Below are 18,255 nucleotides of genomic sequence, written 5' to 3'. Positions count from 1 at the left end.
CAGAAGGACAGAGGGCTGATCGCCGATGACAGATCGACAGCAGCAGGACACGGACAGATCGGCCGCACCGAACCGGGGAAATCGTCGCCGGATCGTCGTTCCTGTGATGGTGTTCGGGGTGTGCGCTGTCCTCTTCGGGCTGCCCACGTGGACCGTGGTGTTCGCAGGCGCACAATGGCCTGCGATAGTGCGAGTTCTCGGAACTGTGGTCGCTGTGGGGGCGTTGCTGGCCTTGCCCGCCGCGATGTACCTGGGCCATCGGCCGGGACCCGAGGGCCGCGGCAAAGACGCGTGGGCGCGTATCGGAGATGTGCTGCTGGGCGTGGTCTGGATCGCGTTCGTCTGGTCGACGCTCTCGTTGCTGCTTCGACTCGGCCTCTGGCTGGTCGGGGTTGACGATCCGATGCGGTCGCGAATCGTAGCCGCGACTACCGCGGTGGTAGTCGTCGTTCTCGCTCTGTGGGGTCACTACGAGGCGATGCGGACGCCTCGGGTTCGCCACACGCGCGTGCGGATCGATCGGCTCGGTGCTCGATTCCACGGTCTGAAAGTGGTGCTGGTGACCGATACACATTTCGGCCCACTCGATCGGACGGTGTGGTCGCAACGATTGACCGATGCCGTCAATGCCGTGGAGCCGGATGTGTTGGCCCATGTCGGCGACATCGCCGACGGGTCTGTCGATCGGCGGCGGCGGCAGGCAGCGCCGCTGGAATCGATGCGCGCCAGCGCAGCCCGCGTGTACGTCACCGGAAATCACGAGTACTTCGGCGAGGCGCAGGAGTGGCTCGATCACATGGAGACTCTCGGGTGGAATGCCCTCCACAATCGTCACCTCGTGTTGCATCGCGGTGAGGATGCGCTGATCATCGCCGGCGTCGACGACGCAACGGCGAAAGGGTCCGGCGCGACCGGCCACGGTGCCGATCTCGATCGCGCGCTGGACGGCACCGATCCGTCGATGCCGGTGTTGTTGTTGGCTCATCAGCCCAAACAGGTCGCCGACGCCGCTCGCGCCGGTGTCGATCTGCAGGTATCCGGCCACACCCATGGCGGCCAGATCTGGCCGTTCTCGGCGTTGGTTCGCCTCGACCAGCCAGTGGTACACGGGCTGAGCAGGCACGGCGCACGAACGCAGCTCTACACCAGCCGCGGATCGGGGTTCTGGGGTCCACCGTTTCGCGTGTTCGCACCCAGTGAGATCTCGGTTCTGACGTTGGTCGCAGGCTGAGAGTGCCCGACCTGGCAGTATCGATGGGGTGAAGAGCACCCGAGAGGTCGTCGTTGTCGCAACCGACCTCGATGGCACATTGTTGCGTTCGGACCGAACGATTTCGGAGCGAACAGCGGCCGCGATGGCAGGTGCCGCGACTGCTGGAATCACAGTGGTCTGGGCGACAGCGCGGGCCAGACACTCCATCGATGAACTCGCCGCGTCCTGCGGATTTCGCGGGACGGCAATCGGGGCCAACGGTGCCGTGATCCTCGATCTGGTCGACGGCACCCCGACCATCGTCGACACCAGGTCGGTACCGGCCGAGACTGTCGCATCGGCCAAGGCAGTCGTGCGGGAGCTGGTCCCCGGCGTGGCATTTGCCACTGTCGGATCCACGCGTTTCGTTGCCGAGGCCCGGTATGCCGAACTGTGTGTATTCGCCGACCACCACCGGCATCCGCGCGATATGGAACTGTCGGAGCACGGTCTGTCGGTCGATGTCGAGCCGACCGTCAAAATTGTTGCTCGACATAGGGATACCACCAGCGAAGCGCTGTACGAGCTCGTTGCCGCTGCGGGAGTTGACGGGGTCGAGCTGACGCATTCCGGTGCTCCGTACATCGAGATGTCCGCCGCGGGGGTCTCGAAGGCCAGTGCGTTGCAGGGATTGTGCGAGCAATGGGGGATCTCCTCGGATTCCGTTGCCGCAGTGGGAGATGCGCGCAACGACCTGCCGATGCTGGCGTGGGCGGGCACGGCGCTGTGCCCGTCGAATGCCGCGCAGGTAGTGCGCGCTGTTGCCGATCGCGTACTCGAGTCCAACGACGAGGATGCGGTCGCGCGCTACCTGGAAGAACTCACTGAGCGCAGAGCTGCACTGTAGGCCGAGTGGAGTTCCGTTGCAGGTAGCCTCTGGCGTGCCCTCGAATTGCCCACCATCGAAAGGTTCCTTGCCGTGAACGATGCCAAGTCGCCGGAGCCGACCACGATCGCCGAGTACCTGAATGCACACGAGCTGCAGGTCTCACCGCTCGACGGTGCTGCCGCGGCCGAGCTCGGTATCACCGTGCCGGTCCCTGCAGGCTGGCAGACCCTCGATCCGGCACAGTTTCCCGGGGCCACGCAGGTGATCGTCGAGCCGAATCTCGTGGAGAACGGATTTGCGCCCAACGCTGTACTTCTTGTCGGTGCCCTCTCTCGCACGATAGATCCGGAAGCGTTGTTGGCGTTGGGTTTCGGGGACGGACGTGCGATGCCAGGATGGCAGGAGCGCGAGGCAAGTACGGCGTCGTGGCTCGGTTGGCCGTCCCGGTTCATTCGGGGTACCTACGCAGCACAACAGCTCGAAGCGGCGGTGACGACTCGCTACGTGGTGGTGGGCGTCGTTACTCAGTACTTGGTTCAGTTGACGGTGACCACGTTGGTCTCTCAACTCGATTCGTTGGCCTTCGATGTCTCGGCGATCAACGACGGTCTGACAACGAACGTGTCCTAGGCCCGAAGGCGTCGAACTGCCCGTGGCGGTAGTTCTGGTCGGCGGGGTAGTTGCCGACGTTCGCAAGGCTTTCGTCGCGAACATGATGGGCGCACCCTGAGTGCCGGGGAAAACGGAACCTCGTCGCGTGCGGGATTGGTCGCGTGCGGGATTCGGTGACAGCGGACGAGGATGCTTCCCTCGCCGAGGGCGGCCTCGGGGACCATCGACCGAGGCTTGTCCGGTGTGGACGAGCGATCTACCTATGCTTCGGCCGCATCGGATTCGACGAGCAAGGTCGGCAACGATCGTGAGCCGGCGATCTCGATGCACCGCACCTGCGTATGTCTGTTTCTCACGAACGCAGGTCAGAAGTCTGTGTCCGACACACCCGTCCGACTAGGGTCGAGTGCATGTCGATCAGAACCGGCCGCGTCCGCCATCTCTCGGTGGTTCCGGATCTGCCCGACACCGACGAGTCGTCCGACGGTGGCGGCACGAAACCGACAGGCCGAGGTCTGGTCAACCTGGTTCTGCGGGTGACTGTCGATCACACTCGACCGCAGATATGGCGGCGGTTGCGGGTGCGCTCCGACCTGCTGCTCTCGGAACTGCATTCGGTGTTGCAATGCGCTGTGGGCTGGGAGGACCGGCACATGCATGCCTTCAGCCTCAGGGCCGCCGGTTCGACCCGTCGTTTCGAGATGGCACAGACTCTCGACCACGAACCACGTGCCGAAGCTGCCAGTGAGGAACGAGTCCGAATCGACGAGGTCCTCACATCTCCCGGGTCCGTACTGGCCTACGAGTACGACTTCGGCGATGGGTGGACGCACACTGTCGAGTTGGAGCAGATCGATTCCGATATCGACGACCTTCGATCGGTCTGCCTCGATGGGGCGCGCGCGTGCCCACCCGAGGACTGCGGCGGACCGTCGCACTATGCGCAGGATCTCGAGATCGCACACGATCCGGCCGATCCAGAACTTCCGGCTCTCCTTTCGAGGTGGGGACCGGGATTCAACCCGGCTCGGTTCGACGTCGATGCGGTCAACAGAAAGCTCTTCTCGCTCGATACGGGTAGGTCGGTTCTCGCCGAGGCGGTGGCAACGGCACCGGCCGTCGGGAAACTCTTCGATCGGATACGACCGACGGAGGTGCCCTCGCTGATGGCGCTGCTGCCACGCTGCGAACTCACAGTCGAGAGTTCGGTGGACCTACCGGTCGCCGAGATCGCGATGTCGAAGTTGACCTGGTTCCTCCGCATGATCGGCGAGGACGGAGTTGCACTGACCGATGCCGGCTATCTCAAGCCAGCCCTGGTCGCAGCGATGCGCAAGGAACTCGAGTGGGGGTTGGGGTGGGTACGGCACCAATCCGCGCGCGTCCGACGAACGCGCGCGCATTCGCGGCCCCGGGGATCGAATCGAGCGGACTCGCAACGCGCGCACCCGAGCCCCTCGGCCATCACTCCACCTGCGCGGAACCTCTCGGCCCTCACCCCGCGGCACAGATGCGCGCGGAATCGTCAGACGCGCGCAACATCGCCACCCCACACGGCACCAATCCGCGCGCGTCCGACGAACGCGCGCGCATTCGCGGCCCCGGGGATCGAATCGAGCGGACTCGCAACGCGCGCACCCGAGCCCCTCGGCCATCACTCCACCTGCGCGGAACCTCTCGACCCTCACCCCGCGGCACAGATGCGCGCGGAATCGTCAAACGCGCGCACAATCGCCACCCCACACGACACCAATCCGCGCGCATCCGACAAACGCGCGCGCACTTGCGCCAGGGCTGGAGGCAGGTAGGCCGGGACCAGGGACACCAGGCCCACACTGTCCAGCACGGAACCCCTCGACCCTCACCCCCCCGGCACAGACGCGCGCGGAATCGTCAGACGCGCGCACAATCGCCACCCCACACGACACCATTCCGCGCGCATCCGACAAACGCGCGCGCTTTTGCGCCAGGAGCCGGGCGACCCAGCACACGAATCTCATCGACCATCACACCCAGGAGACCATGCTCGCGCGCCGGCCCCTGATCGCGTCGTACACAACCGCCGATCGACTCGAAGTCCGTGAGAGCGATCAGGACGCGGGTTGGAGGTCTGAATGCTCAGCAGGACAACAGGATTGGGTTCGGGCCTTCGGATGCTTCGGACCGAGAATTTAATTCGCTGGAGTTCGTTGGCTGGTGCGTGCATGATCATGGCACAGGCACAGTGCGGAGACGATGGAGGTGGACAAGTGGCAGCAGAATTGAAGTACCCGGGCCGTCGAGTCCTCCGTATTCGGTTTGCGTTCGTCGCCGACAACGCTCGTTGAGTAGCGCTACGGGCCGACTATGGCTCGTCCCTCGAATTCCTTGCCGCGCAGCATCGTCTGTGTTGGCCCCCAAATTTGCTGTAGGAGAACAGATGTACCACTACGAACAAATCCTGAATGAGCACCGACAACGTGTTGCGCGTGGCGTGCAGAATTATGATCGACGCAGGATCGAAGCCGAACGACGTGCGGAAGGCGTTGGCAGTGAACCGAACTCGCGGAAGGTCGGGAACGAGCCCGAGGCTTCGTCGAACGGTTGCGAAGCAGGAGCCGAGCCTCGAATCGGTGCGTTGTCTTCCGTGCGCTGATTCTCAGTTCTCGACGAGATCGGCGTAGCGATCGCCTGCCGCGTCGATGAAATCACGAACGAACCAGCACGTAGGGACTACTCGAAATCCCTGCGTGCTGGTGTCGTTCAGAGCGTGTTCGGTGAGGGTCGCAGCGAGTCCCCGGCCCCGGAACTGTGGAAATGTGACGGTGTGGTGGAACGTTCTGACACCGTCCTGTTCGAGGTACTCGGAGTAGCCCGCCAACTCCGAGTCGACGTAGATCTCGAACCGACTGTGTGCGGTGTCATGCTCGATTGTGACCGTCATTGGTTGTGCCTCCTGGCCGAGTGTCGGTGTCTCCACGGTATCCGGCACCTGTGCGCTGGGATTTGAGCGGTTCCTCGAGGCCCGCTCCAAGCAGTAGGGTGAGGGAAACCGAGTCGTGCCAGCGCCGCCCGTCGCATCACCGCTCTTCACAAGTACGGGGTGCTCTCGAGGCTGAAGGTGGCAATCCGTGGAAGACACATCCGACCGGGGAATCAAGGCATTCATCAGGACCGTCGCCCAGCGCAGCGGGCGCGCGGAGCGGCTGACGTCGTCGCGCCGGAACCCAGTGCAGGTTTGGTCCATGGACGGCACGTCGTCGTGCATCGTTCGGGTGCGCTCGAAAGTGGCTGGTGATTGGAAGGCGCGCAGGCAGGACGAGTCTCTCGAGAGCGATGACACCGGCTCCTCGTACTGGGTGTTCGTCGACCTTGCGAACGATGATCCGCGCTTCTACATGGTGTCCTCGGAAGAGATGGCAGCCGATATTCGCGGTGAAGTGGATCTGTGGGTTCAGGACTCGCCGCTGCGTACCAGAACGGGCCATCATGCAATCGCGGTCGACCGTGTCGCACACGGCAGTGAGCGATGGGACTTGTTGGGGCTGAGTGCCACTCTGGATACGTCGGTAGACCTCGGTCCCGAGCAGACCTGGGTTCGTACGCCCCGAGTCAAAGCCAAGCGCAAGTCCGCAGTGGCGGTGGAAGAAGAAGTGATCGACGAACGCGTGCGCGTGGTTGCCGATTTCGAGGGCTACCGACTGTGTGGTCGGTACGACCCGGAAAGTCAACGGCTCGAGATCACGGCAGGGCCGATGGAAGGCCGCCGCTTCGACAGTCCATCCGTGGCCGCCAGCGCTGTCGCCACCCACATCAGTGGGGATGTCGAGGAGCGGGACGGTTGGCAGTTCTGGGAGCTGGACACCCCTGACCGTGCCCCTCTGGGGTCTTTTCGGTAAGCAGCAACAGGTAAGGGCTTGTCTTTTGTGATCTCTCATCAATTTCGCGCTAGAAGTAAAAACCGGCACGGGGCTTGATTAGCCTAGCGTTGGTACGACGAGCTCCCTGTTTCAGTCGCTGGGTCGAATAGATGCTCGAGGGTTCGTCAGTGCATCGGGTTTCGGGTCTCAGCGAGCTCGACGGTCGACAGTGCGAGGGGTGCTGTCGACCGTGGGGAGAGGGGTTCATCATGGAGCAGTCATATCGGGCGGCGTCCGCCCATTCATCCCGCTTCCTGTTTCTCATCGCGCAGTTCGTCGACCGAAGAATTCCAGCGGAGTTCTTCTCGGCTCAGTTTCGCGAGCTGCAGAACAGTCAATCGGCGTATCTCGATCCGGATGTGTCGTCGGTGATCGGAATGCTGTCGGTCGACGTCGGCGCGTATCGCGGCGACGTCGAGAATCGAGGAATCGACTACATCGACTCCGAACAGCTGTGGTTGGCCGCCGGACAAGCGTTCCGGGACTTGATGACCGTTCAGTCCGCACACTTCGAACGTGAGGCCGGCTGAGAGTCGCGGCTACTGATCACCGGAATCGATCACGTTGGCGCAGAAGATCTTCGAGTCGGAAACGTCGGTGGGTTCCGCGCATCTCGATCGGTAGGTCGCCGGCGTCTGCCAGTTTCCGAACGTAGGTATCGGAGACCCCGAGCACCTCTGCTGCCTGTGATGTCGTCAGCAATTCGTTCACGGTTCCGATGGCCACCGCCTTGACGGTTGCCAACTGTGTGAGCAGTTCGAGTACGGCATCTCGGGCAGTGTCGTCGAGCGGTACCGCCGAACCTGCGATGTGAACGTCCACGTCGGTGCCGGTTCGCCCGTGCACAGCGGCACCGAGTTGGGTGGCAGCGCGCGTGCTCAGCGCCCGGGTCACGAATCGGAAGTCCATACGTTCAGAATAGAAGCAGACCGTACGCACCGGCTCGGGAGAACCACTGCCGACAAGTGCCTCGGCGGCGACGACTGCGTGATCCACCGAGATTCACGAGATCTGATGCCACGCCTCTACGTCAGGGGACTGCACATCGCACCGATCGAGCAACCGAGTTCGGCGAAGACATGGGCTTACCGTCCGGTTCGTCCCGATCGGCCCAACCTTCGCCGAGCGGGTGCCCGCGCGGGCCCGTCGGATTCCGCAGGCCCGCGCCGACCTCGAGGCGGACGTTGTCGGTCGGCGACGAACTCGCGCTGCCTGGGCGAAGCATCACCCAGGTGAGAGCCGCGTACCCTGGCGAGGTGCTACCGAACGGCCTTGGCGATGACACCCTGCGCAGCAACGGCGGTGCAGGCCGTCACCGCATCCACACACCGTCGGGTGATCGCGGTCGTGCGCTTCGGATCGGACGGGTTCTGGTCGCGGCCGCTGCGGTGGCCTCGATCGCCGTCAGTGGAACCGGCTTCGTTGTGTACCGGGAGGCGACCACCGGACTGACGACCTCCGACGCCCTCGATGGCATTGCCAACAACGATCCGAATGGCAACGGTCGAGACACCAACATTCTGTTGATCGGCCTCGACAGCCGCAAGGACATGGACGGCAACGACCTACCTGCCGAGTTCGTCACCGATGCGCTGCACGCAGGCGACAGTGATGTGGGCGGATACAACACCAACACTCTGCTGCTGGTGCACCTTCCGGCTGACGGCGGGCGTGCGACTGCGTTGTCGATACCTCGGGACGACTACGTCGATGTACCCGGATACGGCAAGCGAAAGATCAAAGAAGCCTATGGACTGGCCAAGGCCGACGCCGATACACAGTTGCTCGACGAGGGCGTCAGTGATCCGGCCGAGCGTGAGCGGCGAGCGCGGGAAGCCGGCAGACGATCGACGTTGACTGCGGTTCGTGAGTTGCTCGATGTGCCGATCGACCATTTCGCAGAAGTGAACCTACTGGGCTTCTACGACGTGGCGGAAGCCGTCGGACCCATCCAGGTGTGCCTGAACAATCCAGTACACGACGACTATTCGGGTGCGAACTTTCCCGCGGGAGCTCAAGAGCTGAGCGCGTCGCAGGCGCTGTCCTTCGTGCGGCAACGTCACGGCCTCGACAACGGTGATCTCGACAGGACCAAACGGCAGCAGGCCTTCGTGGCTGGAGTGATGGCCAAGCTCAGCTCTTCCGGCGTTCTGGCCAACATCGGCGAACTGCGGGCGCTGATAGCGGGCACCAAGAACGACATCGTCATCGACGCCTCGCTCGACCCGGTGACGCTCGCGGAGCAGGCAGGGGCCGTCATGCATGGCGATATCGACTTCTACACGCTGCCGATCACCGGCTACGAGACGATCGACGGACAGGACGTCAATCTCGTCGACGTGGGTGCCATCAGGGCCGAGGCGGCGCGGTTGATCGGCAACGCTCAGCCCACCGCGTCGAGCACCAGCGCATCGAGCTCTACCGCGTCCACCACCCCGTCACCGGCGCCGACGACGGCAACCGCACCCTCCGCTACCGGCACATCGGGTCCGGCCCAGGACCCGCCTGCGACACCTGACGAGGGCGTGCACAGCGACGGTGGCATTCCCTGCGTCGACTGACCCTCATGCCGGCCGTAGCCGGGTGATCACCGAGGAGTTGTACTCAGCAGGACATCCATCAGCTGCTTCTCAGCCGCCGCGAACTGCGGAGTCGTCACGATATCGAGCTCGCGTGGTCGCGGCAGCGCTATCTCGACCTGACGCCGCACGTGGGCAGGCCTGGGGGACAGAACGATCACGCGATCGGAAAGGTAGACCGCTTCGCGGATGTCGTGCGTGATCATCAGGACTGTCCACCGGAACTCCGACCAGACCTGCTGCAACCAGGCCTGCATATCGCTCCGGGTCAGCGAATCCAGCGCTCCGAACGGCTCGTCGAGCAGCAGTACCGAGCGTCCCTGGACCACCGTGCGTAGCAGAGCCGCGCGTTGTCGCATACCGCCGGAGAGTTCGAATGGCCGAGCCGATTCGTACCCGTCGAGTCCGAACACCGGAAACAGCTCCCGCGCGCGGGCCCTGGCCTCCTTCTTCGGCACGCCCTGGACTTCGAGTCCGAGCGTGGTGTTGTCCAGCACGCACCGCCAGGGAAAGAGCAGATCCTTCTGTGGCATATAGGCGCAGGGGGACGCTCGAACCGAGCCGGAGTCGGGGCGGTCGAGTCCGGCCAGCATGTTGAACACAGTGCTCTTGCCGGAGCCGCTTGGACCGATGATCGACACGAACTCACCCGGCCGCGCATCGAAGGAGATGCCGTCGAGCACAGGTTTTTCGCCGAAGGATTTCGTGAGGTCACGGACGTCGACGCACGGACCGGCGATGGTGGGATCAGCCATGAAGTCCCCCTGAACCACCCCTGGCCCACGGCGCGACGAGGCGCTCGACGACGAATGTGGCGACGAACAGAATCACACTGATCGCCGCTGTGACGGCAACTGCAGCCAGGACCAGATCGGTCCGAAACGAGTTCTTCTGCTGGCTCATGTAGATGCCGAGCCCCGCACTTGCCCCGGCATACTCGGCGAAAATCGCACCGACGACGGCGTAGGTGATCCCGATGCGCAGCGAGGTGAAGAAGCGAGGAAGCGAGGACGGAAGCCGCACGTACCGGAACTGCTGCCAGCGTGAGGCACCCATGCCGGCCAACAGAGATCGTGCTTCGCGATCGGCGGCGGCGAACCCTTCGATCAGTCCAATGGCCATGGGAAAGAACGTGGCCAGAGCAATCACCAAAATCTTCGGGAGCAGGCCGAAACCGAACCAGATGATCAACAGCGGCGCGATCGCGATGATCGGAAGGGTCTGCGAGACCACGAACAGCGGCACGAAGGCACGCCGCAGCCACGGCGAGAAGTCGACCGCGATTGCCAGCAACCAGGCCAGGGCCAAAGAGACCGCAAATCCGACCAACGTCACCTGCAGGGTAGCGGCCGCATTCTCGGCGATCGCGTCACGCTGTGCCCAACCCTGGACCACCACCCGAGCAGGCGACGGCAATACCTGTGGTCGGATGCCGCTGATCTGGACGTAGAGCTGCCACGCGGCAATCAGCGCGACGACGACAGTGACCGCCGGCCACGCCCAACGCACGGAGGTCCGGATACCGCTGAACGAGTATGTGCCTCGGTCAGCGGCAACGGCCTCACCGATCGCCGAGGTACTCATTGGTGAAGTAGGTCGACCAGTCCGGCTCGGTCGTCAGAGGCGCACCGTTCTGATCGGCCAGAACGCCGCTCTCGTACAGGAACTTCGAGTAACCGGTCCATTGGTCGAGGCTCTGTCGCCCCACCTCGCCGGAGGCGTCCTTCATGTACTTCGACGCGAGCATTTCCTGGCTCTCGAAGACGAGAGACTCGTCGGTGAAGGTTCCAGGATTGGCGTCGATCAAATCCTGGGCGGCCCTGTCCGGATCGTCGGCGGCGAGCTGGTAGCCGCGCGCAAGCGCCTGTACGAACTTCCTCGCCTCGTCCGGGTGCGCCTCGAGCCAGGGTTTGCTGCCGCTGATGGTGATGGCATAGGCGTCGGGAAATCCGTAGTCGGTGTAGTCGAAGTACTTCATGGGAGTACCGCTGTGCTCGGCTTCGATTCCCTCCCAAGCGAAGTACGAGACGGTGAAATCAGCGGTACCCGAATACACCGCCTCGTATGCCGAGGTTCCCAATACCACGGTCTTGAATTCACCTGTGCCGCCATCGTTTTCGATGACCTTCTCGAGGCTGGCCTGTTCACCGGATTCGCCGAAACCGGCGTAGACCTTGCCGTCGAGCGCCTTCGGGCTCGGGATGTCGTCTCGGTCCGCCCGAACTCCGATTCCCGTTGCCCAGTGCCGAAGCGGTGCGAGAACCGATATGGTCTGTGCGCCGGAGGAGGTGGCGAACACCCCCGAACTCTGGGTGCTGATGCCGAATTCGGCGTTGCCGGCATCGACGAGGGTGTCGGCCGCGGTGTTGTTGTACGGCAGAATCTCCACGTTCAGCCCGGCATCGGCGAAAAACCCCTCCTGCATGGCGACGTAGAGGCCGGTGTGGTTGGTGTTCGGCGTCCAATCGAGGGCGAACCGAATTGTGTTGGAGTCGGTCGATTGGGAGCAGCCGACCAGTCCGGTCGTCACAAGGGCGGCCGCCGCGAGTGCGGCGAGAATTCGAACAGTTCTCATGCGGACACCGCCTCGCCGGCCAGGGGCCACGGCGTCGGATGTAATGCGCTGTCCCAGAACATCAATTCGTATCTCGACGCGACGACGAACGCGTCGAGCATCTGCTGGCGCTGCGCCGGCGTGGCGGACGCTGCCGCGTCGTCCACGAAGGTCTTCGCGGCGTCGACGATGGCATGAAACTCAGGTGCGTCGTACGCGGCCACCCACTGCGCGTACGGGTGCTCGGGTTCGCGATCGAGGACGGCCTGCGCAGCACGGGCGAGCGAGCGGCCGACGTCGGCGTATATCCAGAAGCACGGCAACACCGCAGCGGCCGCCACGGGATACGGCTCGGTGGCTGCGGTTGCGGTCAGGTAGGACGTGTATCCCAGGCATGCGGGCGAGGGCTCCGGTGTCTGCGTCGACGGTGGTAGAGCGCCACCGGTCAACATCGACTCGTGCGAGGCCGCTTCGTCCATGGCGCTGGCCGCGGCACTTGCCCAGAATGCGCCGGCCGTCGGGGACGGTGCATGCGCCGCGACCAGGGACAGCGCTTTCACATAACCGCCCAGGTAGAGCGAGTCCTGCTCGAGATATCGACGGAATGCGTCGAGCGGCAGCGCCCCTGCCCCGAGTAGCCGGAGAAATTCGAGATCGTCGATCGCGTGTCGAATGTCCTCGGCGGCATCCCACAGTAGATCGGTGAAGCGGACCGGGTCCGCAGATACAACAGGCGTCATCGCCTCGACATCCCTTCGTCAGTATTACCTGCATCAGGTTCGGCGGGTTTGATCTCAGCATCCGCATCGGCGGACACACCCCGTGTCAGAACGAAAGCGACAGTAACACCGATCACCCGGTGTTACTGTCGCCGCCCCTGTATCTGCGGTCCCGACTCACCCCAACATGTCCTCGAGCTCCATGCCCTTGGTCTCCCTGATCTTGGCGTTGACGAAGAAGAAGGAGAGCGCGGCGAACAGTGCGAAGCCGGCGTAGATGACCCAGAGGCCCACTGCCGACGTCAGCGGCGGGAATGCAAGTGTGACAGCGAAATTGGCGATCCAGTTGGCCGCGGTTCCGATGCCGAGCGCCATTGCTCGCATACGATTGGGGAACATCTCACCGAGCATGACCCACATGATCGGACCCCAGGTGGATGCGAAGAAGATGACGAACAAGTTGGCACCGACCAAGGCGATCGCACCCCATGGAGCAGGCAGTGTGACATCGTCGCCGCTTCCGATCGACTGCGAGAATGCCACCGAGGCCATGACGAGCCCGACGAACATGCCGATCGACCCCGACATCAGCAGCTTGCGCCTGCCGATCCGGTCGACGAACAAAATCGCGACGAAGGTCATGACGACGTTGATCACGGCGGTGATGACCGAGGTGGTGAACGACTGGTCCTCGGTGAAGCCCACCGAGCGCCACAGCGTCGTCGAGTAGTAGAAGATCGCGTTGATGCCGACCAGCTGTTGCAGCACGGCCATGGTGATGCCGACCCACACGATGGGATGCAGACCGAATTTGGGACCACGGATATCGGCGAAGGACGAGTTCTTCTCCTTGCGCAGCGTCAGCCGAATCTCGTGCACGCGTTCATCCGGATGCAGCACCCCGGTGATCTCGGTGAGGACCCTGGCTGCCTCGTCGTCCAGATGTTGACCCACCAGATAGCGCGGCGATTCGGGGATCAGGGTCGCGAGAACGCCGTAGACCAGTGCTGGGACGACGCCGACGAGGAACATCCAGCGCCAGGCCTCGATGCCGAACCACAGGTCGTTGGAGGCGCTGCCTGCAACACCGGCGAGAATGGCATCCGACAGCAAGGCCGCGAATATTCCGATGGTGATGGCCAACTGCTGGAGTGAGGCCAACGACCCGCGCCATTTCGCCGGAGCGATCTCGGCAATGTAGGCCGGCGCGATCACCGACGCGATGCCGATGCCGAGTCCGCCGAGTACTCGCCAGAGCATGAGATCGGGAACGCTGAACGCCAGACCCGAACCGATCGACGAGACGGTGAACAGGGCCGAGCCCAGCAGCATGACTTTCTTGCGGCCCCATCGGTCGGCCAGGGTTCCGGCGAACCAGGCACCGACTGCGCAACCGAGCAGAGCGATGGCCACGACGAAGCCTGTGGTGAACGATCCGAGCGAGAAGTTCTCCTCGATGGAGTCGACGGCTCCGTTGATGACCGAGCTGTCGAAGCCGAACAGGAACCCGCCCACAGCTGCGGCGACGCTGACGCCGATGACCTTTGCTGTGTGGCGGTCCGAGGTCTGATTCATGAGTGACGCACCTTCCGGCCGCGCGCACGGGCGTCGGCCGCTGGGGAGACCGTACGGCAGGAATTGTCGTACAGTCCTCGGACATTACGCCTGGTATTTTGCCGCGCGAACGACACCGTCAGCGAAGGTCGAAATCATCGCCCGAGACCGTGAACCCGTGGCCGACCTGATCGGTGCAGGTAACCCCGGTCTGCTCGTCGACCGTGCACTGCAGGCCGTTGGTGGAACCGCTGCCGGCGACGGTGAGCACCTCGCCGTACGGCAAGACCGCAGCCGGGCCCTCGAAACGGTGAAACTTGGGATCGCCCAGACTCTCGAACTTCGCCGCAGACCCCGCGATCAATTGCACCGTATTGGGTGCGACGGCTGTGCGCGATGCACCGATGCCGGGAACCCTCGGTGCCGAATCCGGTAGCGAACCGTGGCATCCGGCGATGGAGGTGTCGAGCACGGCTATTCCGCACTCGAATTTTCCACTGGGGCTCGAGAAGTAGTACCAACCGGGTGCCTTGCCTGCGTAGTCCTGCGGGTTCGCCTGTGGTGCAGACGAACTCGTCGGTGCTGCCGTGTTCGTCGTCGGCATGGTGGTTGTCGTCGTGGTGGTGGTGGTGGTTTGGCCCGAACTCGATGGAGTTCGGTCACTGGTCGCGGACGGGACTGCGGTGATCGGTGCGGGACGGTCGGTGATGACGGTGGCCATCGGCCCGTCTCCTCCGCCACTCGAACCGCACGCGGCCAGGCCCAGCATCGCAACGGCGACTGCGACACTTCCCAATTTCCTCATCGGCGAATCCTTCTGTCGAGGTTGTCGGCGTGGTGCTCGATCTCGCCGGCTCGGTGGATGTTGTTGGTAGGTTGGGAAACGACGGAACAGGAGGTTCGATGGACACCGCATCCGGATCCACCGCGTCCGATTCCACCGCGTCCGATGCCACCGTGTGCGTGAGCACGCCCTACGGAGACGTTCTCGGCTATCCGGTCGCCGCAGACGCATCGCCGGTCGTGGCGTGGCGGGGCATTCCGTACGCGACGCCACCGGTGGGCGCACTCAGGTTCCGTGCGCCCCAGCCGCCGCGGCCGTGGTCCGGAGTGCTCGACGGCCTCGACTTCGGGGCCATGGCTCCGCAGGGCCGCGACAGTCCGGTGCCGATCGATCCGTCGTTGTCGATTTCCGAGGACTGTCTGTCTCTCAATGTCTGGGCTCCGCGTCCCGACGGGGAACTGCGTCCGGTCATGGTCTGGATCCACGGCGGTGCGTACTCGCTCGGATCGTCCGCGCAGCGCGTGTACGACGGCCGTGAGCTGAGCGAGAACGGTGACGCGGTGGTGGTGACCGTCAACTTCCGGCTCGGTGCTTTCGGGTTCCTCGATCTCTCCTCGTTCTCCACCGACGAGCACACGTTCGAGACCAATCTCGGACTGCGCGATCAGATCGCGGCCCTGGAGTGGGTGCGTGAGTGCATCTCCGCTTTCGGCGGCGATCGCGACCAGATCACCCTGTTCGGAGAATCCTCCGGCGCTGCATCGATCACCACGTTGATGACCTCGCCGAAGGCCGAAGGCCTGTTTCACAGAGCTATCGTGCAGAGCGCTCCTGCGACGTCGGTGTACGGCCCCGACCGAGGTGCGGCCGTGGCGTCGAGATTCTTGGAGTTGGTGGGAGTCGACCCGTCGGATGTCGGCGAGCTGCTCGACATGCATTTCACCAGGTTGGTCACGGCAGGCGACACGCTCTGCTATGAGGTTCCGACGAGAGTTCCTGGGACGCTGGGGCTTTCGCCGGTCGTGGACGGCGATATCGTCCCGCGGTACCCGGTGGCAGCGTTTCAGAAGGGGCTCTCGCATCGGATCCCGTTGATCATCGGCACCAATCATGACGAGCCCTCGATATTTCGGTTCATGAAATCGCCGTTGATGCCCATCACCTCCGACACTGTCTCGGAGATGTTCCGGGCCATCGCCCACGATCATGCCGATCTGCCTGCCTACCGGGTTGCCGAGATCATGGCGGCATATCCCGATCGTGACAAACCTGCTGGAGCGCAGGCCATCTCGCGCGACGCAGGTTTTCTCATGCCGAGTCTGTGGATTGCCGACGCGCACAGTAGGCACTCGCCGACGTGGATGTATCGGTTCGATCATGCAACGCCGATGCTCAAGGCCGCCAGAGTGGGCGCCGGACACGCCACCGAACTGCCATATGTGTTCGGTAACTTCGGAACGTTGAACCGAGACCCGACCTTCTGGCTCGGCGGCCGGAAACCGGCCATGGCGGTATCGGCCCGAATGCAGAGACGCTGGCTCGCTTTTGCGCGATACGGTGTTCCCGCAGCCCTGGATGCATCCAAGCACTGGGCTCCGTACACCGAGACGTCGCGGTGGACTCTGGTGATCGACACTGCCGACACTCTGGTGGACGATCCGGACGGTGACATGCGCGCAGCGTGGGGCGACCGGGTTCTGGGATTCAGCTGAGGCGTCCGTCATGCGCTATCGCACGGAGGTTGCGGACATGAATCGAACGTAACAGCAATAACCCCAGGAGCAGGAGCCACACCGGTAACAATTGGATGTCAGCGGTGGAGCCTGCGGAATGACCCGGTGAGCCAGGTCTGTCGGTGTCTGGCGTTATGTTCGACGTGTGTTGATGTCCAGGATCGTCGAGACCTCCCGCGCCGTGGCCGCGACGCGTTCGCGCAAGGTCAAGATCGAGGCGCTGAGGGCTCTGCTGGCCGAGGCGGAGGTCGGCGACATCGGACCTGCCGTCTCGTGGCTGTCGGGGGAGCTGCCGCAGGGGCGGATAGGGGTCGGATGGCGCACCTTGGCCGATCTCGACGTGGCGTCCACGCAGGACCCGACGCTGACGGTGGCGCAGGTGGACGATGCGATGTCTTCGGTCGCGGCGGTCTCGGGAGCCGGCTCTGCTGCGCGCCGGGTAGCACTGCTGACCGACCTGTTCTCCCGTAGCACCGCCGAGGAGCGTCAGTTTCTGATCCGGCTGGTCACCGGCGAGCTGCGTCAGGGTGCGCTCGAAGGAATCATGGTCGACGCTGTTGCTGCGACCACGAACCTGCCGCAGGCTCCGGTGCGTCGCGCATTCATGCTGTCGGGTCGGTTGCCCGCGACGGCGATTGCCGCTGTCACCGGTGGTGTGGAGGCGCTCGAGGCATTTCGGCTCGAGGTGGGACGCCCGGTTCGGCCGATGCTCGCCTCGCCCGCGGAATCGCTGCGCGGTGCCTGGGAGCAGCTCGATGGCGAGGTCACCGTCGAGTACAAGCTCGACGGCGCTCGAATTCAGGTGCATCGCTCCGAGAACGAGGTGAGTATCTACACGCGAACTCTGCGAGACATCACCGCGAGTGTGCCCGAGCTGGTGGAGGTGGTTCGCGGTCTGCCGTGCGATTCGGTGGTCCTGGACGGGGAGACCCTCGCGCTGGAGGACAGCGGCCGGCCCAGGCCGTTTCAGGAAACGATGAGCCGATTCGGCGCAGAGAGCGCACACGAGCTGTTGCTGCAGCCGTACTTCTTCGACTGCCTGCACCTCGATGGCGAGGACCTGCTCGATGCCCCGTTGGAGCAGCGCCTGGCCGCACTGGACCGGGTGGCACCGGGGCACCGAATTCCCAGTGTCGTTCGGCCCGACGCGGACGAAGCAGCGGCCCACTTCGACGCTGCACTCGACGCCGGCCACGAGGGGGTCATGCTCAAGGCGCTCGGTGCACCGTACGCCGCAGGCCGACGCGGAAAGAGCTGGCAGAAAGTCAAACCCGAGCACACGCTCGACCTCGTCGTACTCGGTGCCGAATGGGGATACGGGCGGCGTACCGGCTACCTGTCCAATCTGCATCTGGGTGCTCGCGATCCCGACGGCGGTGACCCGATCATGGTCGGTAAGACCTTCAAAGGCCTGACCGATGTTCTGTTGCAGTGGCAGACCGACGAATTCCCGAAACACGAGCGAGATCGGGACGAGCACACCGTGTATTTGCGCCCCGAACTCATCGTCGAAATCGAACTCGACGGTGTACAGGTCAGCTCGCGCTACCCGGGCGGCGTGGCCCTGCGATTCGCGCGCGTGCTGCGTTACCGACCCGATAAGACCCTCGCCACCGCCGACTCCATCGACGCCGTGCGCGCACTGCTCGTCCGGAGCGACTGACCAGCATGCCACCTCGGCGCGCTCGGGACGATTAATACATACGAAACCGGGCGAACGATCCCGTAACACGGCGCAAA

At 63.9% G+C, this 18,255-nt stretch carries 17 protein-coding genes and 1 riboswitch; of the genes, 9 read left to right on the top strand and 8 right to left on the bottom strand.

All coding sequences use genetic code 11. The features are described 5' to 3' along the window. Positions 1 to 25 precede the first annotated feature (25 nt). From J1M87_RS10790 to J1M87_RS10775, 4 genes are all read left to right on the top strand, one after another. A complete protein-coding gene (locus tag J1M87_RS10790; RefSeq protein WP_206489518.1) occupies positions 26 to 1,231 on the top strand; it encodes a metallophosphoesterase in 1,206 nt (401 codons plus the stop codon). Between the two features lie 28 nt (positions 1,232 to 1,259). After that, positions 1,260 to 2,099 (top strand): HAD family hydrolase, encoded by an 840-nt coding sequence (locus J1M87_RS10785; RefSeq protein WP_206489516.1) that lies wholly within the window; start codon positions 1,260 to 1,262, stop codon positions 2,097 to 2,099. 72 nt (positions 2,100 to 2,171) lie between these two features. Further along, positions 2,172 to 2,711, top strand: coding sequence for an LpqN/LpqT family lipoprotein (locus tag J1M87_RS10780; protein WP_206489515.1), 540 nt, complete (start codon positions 2,172 to 2,174; stop codon positions 2,709 to 2,711). Positions 2,712 to 3,103: 392 nt separating this feature from the next. Continuing rightward, on the top strand, positions 3,104 to 4,501 hold the full coding sequence (locus J1M87_RS10775; protein WP_206489514.1) for a plasmid pRiA4b ORF-3 family protein: 1,398 nt from the start codon (positions 3,104 to 3,106) through the stop codon (positions 4,499 to 4,501). An 830-nt stretch (positions 4,502 to 5,331) separates the two neighbouring features. Here the strand turns inward: J1M87_RS10775 and J1M87_RS10770 are convergent. Next, positions 5,332 to 5,616: a GNAT family N-acetyltransferase gene (locus tag J1M87_RS10770; RefSeq protein ID WP_206489513.1), complete on the bottom strand. Its 285-nt coding sequence runs from the start codon at positions 5,614 to 5,616 to the stop codon at positions 5,332 to 5,334. Positions 5,617 to 5,803: 187 nt separating this feature from the next. Between J1M87_RS10770 and J1M87_RS10765 the strand changes: the two genes are divergently transcribed. Next, positions 5,804 to 6,571 carry a hypothetical protein gene (locus J1M87_RS10765; RefSeq protein WP_206489512.1) on the top strand — a complete coding sequence of 256 codons (768 nt, stop codon included), beginning with the start codon at positions 5,804 to 5,806 and terminating at the stop codon, positions 6,569 to 6,571. Positions 6,572 to 6,801: 230 nt separating this feature from the next. Beyond that, positions 6,802 to 7,122 carry a homoserine dehydrogenase gene (locus J1M87_RS10760; RefSeq protein ID WP_206489511.1) on the top strand — a complete coding sequence of 107 codons (321 nt, stop codon included), beginning with the start codon at positions 6,802 to 6,804 and terminating at the stop codon, positions 7,120 to 7,122. Positions 7,123 to 7,138: 16 nt separating this feature from the next. Here the strand turns inward: J1M87_RS10760 and J1M87_RS10755 are convergent, their stop codons facing one another. Then, on the bottom strand, positions 7,139 to 7,501 hold the full coding sequence (locus J1M87_RS10755) for a helix-turn-helix domain-containing protein (RefSeq protein ID WP_206489510.1): 363 nt from the start codon (positions 7,499 to 7,501) through the stop codon (positions 7,139 to 7,141). Positions 7,502 to 7,824: 323 nt separating this feature from the next. On the opposite strand from J1M87_RS10755, the gene J1M87_RS10750 reads away from it, so the two are divergent. After that, positions 7,825 to 9,153, top strand: coding sequence for an LCP family protein (locus tag J1M87_RS10750; RefSeq protein ID WP_307830776.1), 1,329 nt, complete (start codon positions 7,825 to 7,827; stop codon positions 9,151 to 9,153). Positions 9,154 to 9,179: 26 nt separating this feature from the next. On the opposite strand, the gene J1M87_RS10745 is transcribed toward J1M87_RS10750, so the two are convergent. The 6 genes from J1M87_RS10745 to J1M87_RS28575 form a co-directional block, all read right to left on the bottom strand. After that, positions 9,180 to 9,926: an ABC transporter ATP-binding protein gene (locus J1M87_RS10745; protein WP_206489509.1), complete on the bottom strand. Its 747-nt coding sequence runs from the start codon at positions 9,924 to 9,926 to the stop codon at positions 9,180 to 9,182. Continuing rightward, on the bottom strand, positions 9,919 to 10,755 hold the full coding sequence (locus J1M87_RS10740) for an ABC transporter permease (RefSeq protein ID WP_206489508.1): 837 nt from the start codon (positions 10,753 to 10,755) through the stop codon (positions 9,919 to 9,921). Before J1M87_RS10740 ends, J1M87_RS10745 begins: the two co-directional genes overlap by 8 nt. After that, positions 10,733 to 11,746, bottom strand: coding sequence for an ABC transporter substrate-binding protein (locus tag J1M87_RS10735; protein ID WP_206489507.1), 1,014 nt, complete (start codon positions 11,744 to 11,746; stop codon positions 10,733 to 10,735). The genes J1M87_RS10740 and J1M87_RS10735 overlap by 23 nt, the downstream gene beginning before the upstream one ends. Beyond that, entirely contained in the window at positions 11,743 to 12,465 is a 723-nt protein-coding gene (locus J1M87_RS10730; protein WP_206489506.1) for a TenA family protein, read from the bottom strand. Before J1M87_RS10730 ends, J1M87_RS10735 begins: the two co-directional genes overlap by 4 nt. Next, a riboswitch (TPP riboswitch) is annotated at positions 12,459 to 12,558 on the bottom strand. Its footprint overlaps the gene before it by 7 nt. Before the next feature lie 63 nt (positions 12,559 to 12,621). Beyond that, positions 12,622 to 14,019, bottom strand: a complete 1,398-nt coding sequence (locus tag J1M87_RS10725; protein WP_206489505.1) for a sugar porter family MFS transporter — start codon at positions 14,017 to 14,019, stop codon at positions 12,622 to 12,624. 118 nt (positions 14,020 to 14,137) lie between these two features. Further along, a complete protein-coding gene (locus J1M87_RS28575) occupies positions 14,138 to 14,803 on the bottom strand; it encodes a hypothetical protein (protein WP_241256638.1) in 666 nt (221 codons plus the stop codon). Between the two features lie 98 nt (positions 14,804 to 14,901). Between J1M87_RS28575 and J1M87_RS10715 the strand changes: the two genes are divergently transcribed. Continuing rightward, a complete protein-coding gene (locus tag J1M87_RS10715; protein ID WP_206489504.1) occupies positions 14,902 to 16,494 on the top strand; it encodes a carboxylesterase/lipase family protein in 1,593 nt (530 codons plus the stop codon). 166 nt (positions 16,495 to 16,660) lie between these two features. Continuing rightward, entirely contained in the window at positions 16,661 to 18,178 is a 1,518-nt protein-coding gene (locus J1M87_RS10710; RefSeq protein WP_206489503.1) for an ATP-dependent DNA ligase, read from the top strand. The last annotated feature ends 77 nt before the right edge of the window (positions 18,179 to 18,255 follow it).

Origin of the sequence: Rhodococcus sp. KRD162 (genome assembly GCF_017168335.1) — a bacterium.
Taxonomy (GTDB): Bacteria; Actinomycetota; Actinomycetes; order Mycobacteriales; family Mycobacteriaceae; genus Rhodococcoides.
The sequence above is the reverse complement of the archived record's forward strand: the minus strand, read 5'-3'. Positions and strand labels throughout refer to the sequence as shown.

Coding starts and splice junctions, on each gene's coding strand:
- J1M87_RS10770 (WP_206489513.1), bottom strand. CDS start 5,616: ATGACGGTCACAATCGAGCATGACACCGCACACAGTCGGTTCGAGATC.
- J1M87_RS10755 (WP_206489510.1), bottom strand. CDS start 7,501: ATGGACTTCCGATTCGTGACCCGGGCGCTGAGCACGCGCGCTGCCACC.
- J1M87_RS10790 (WP_206489518.1), top strand. CDS start 26: ATGACAGATCGACAGCAGCAGGACACGGACAGATCGGCCGCACCGAAC.
- J1M87_RS10730 (WP_206489506.1), bottom strand. CDS start 12,465: ATGACGCCTGTTGTATCTGCGGACCCGGTCCGCTTCACCGATCTACTG.
- J1M87_RS10740 (WP_206489508.1), bottom strand. CDS start 10,755: ATGAGTACCTCGGCGATCGGTGAGGCCGTTGCCGCTGACCGAGGCACA.
- J1M87_RS10725 (WP_206489505.1), bottom strand. CDS start 14,019: ATGAATCAGACCTCGGACCGCCACACAGCAAAGGTCATCGGCGTCAGC.
- J1M87_RS10775 (WP_206489514.1), top strand. CDS start 3,104: ATGTCGATCAGAACCGGCCGCGTCCGCCATCTCTCGGTGGTTCCGGAT.
- J1M87_RS28575 (WP_241256638.1), bottom strand. CDS start 14,803: ATGAGGAAATTGGGAAGTGTCGCAGTCGCCGTTGCGATGCTGGGCCTG.
- J1M87_RS10715 (WP_206489504.1), top strand. CDS start 14,902: ATGGACACCGCATCCGGATCCACCGCGTCCGATTCCACCGCGTCCGAT.
- J1M87_RS10760 (WP_206489511.1), top strand. CDS start 6,802: ATGGAGCAGTCATATCGGGCGGCGTCCGCCCATTCATCCCGCTTCCTG.
- J1M87_RS10745 (WP_206489509.1), bottom strand. CDS start 9,926: ATGGCTGATCCCACCATCGCCGGTCCGTGCGTCGACGTCCGTGACCTC.
- J1M87_RS10735 (WP_206489507.1), bottom strand. CDS start 11,746: ATGAGAACTGTTCGAATTCTCGCCGCACTCGCGGCGGCCGCCCTTGTG.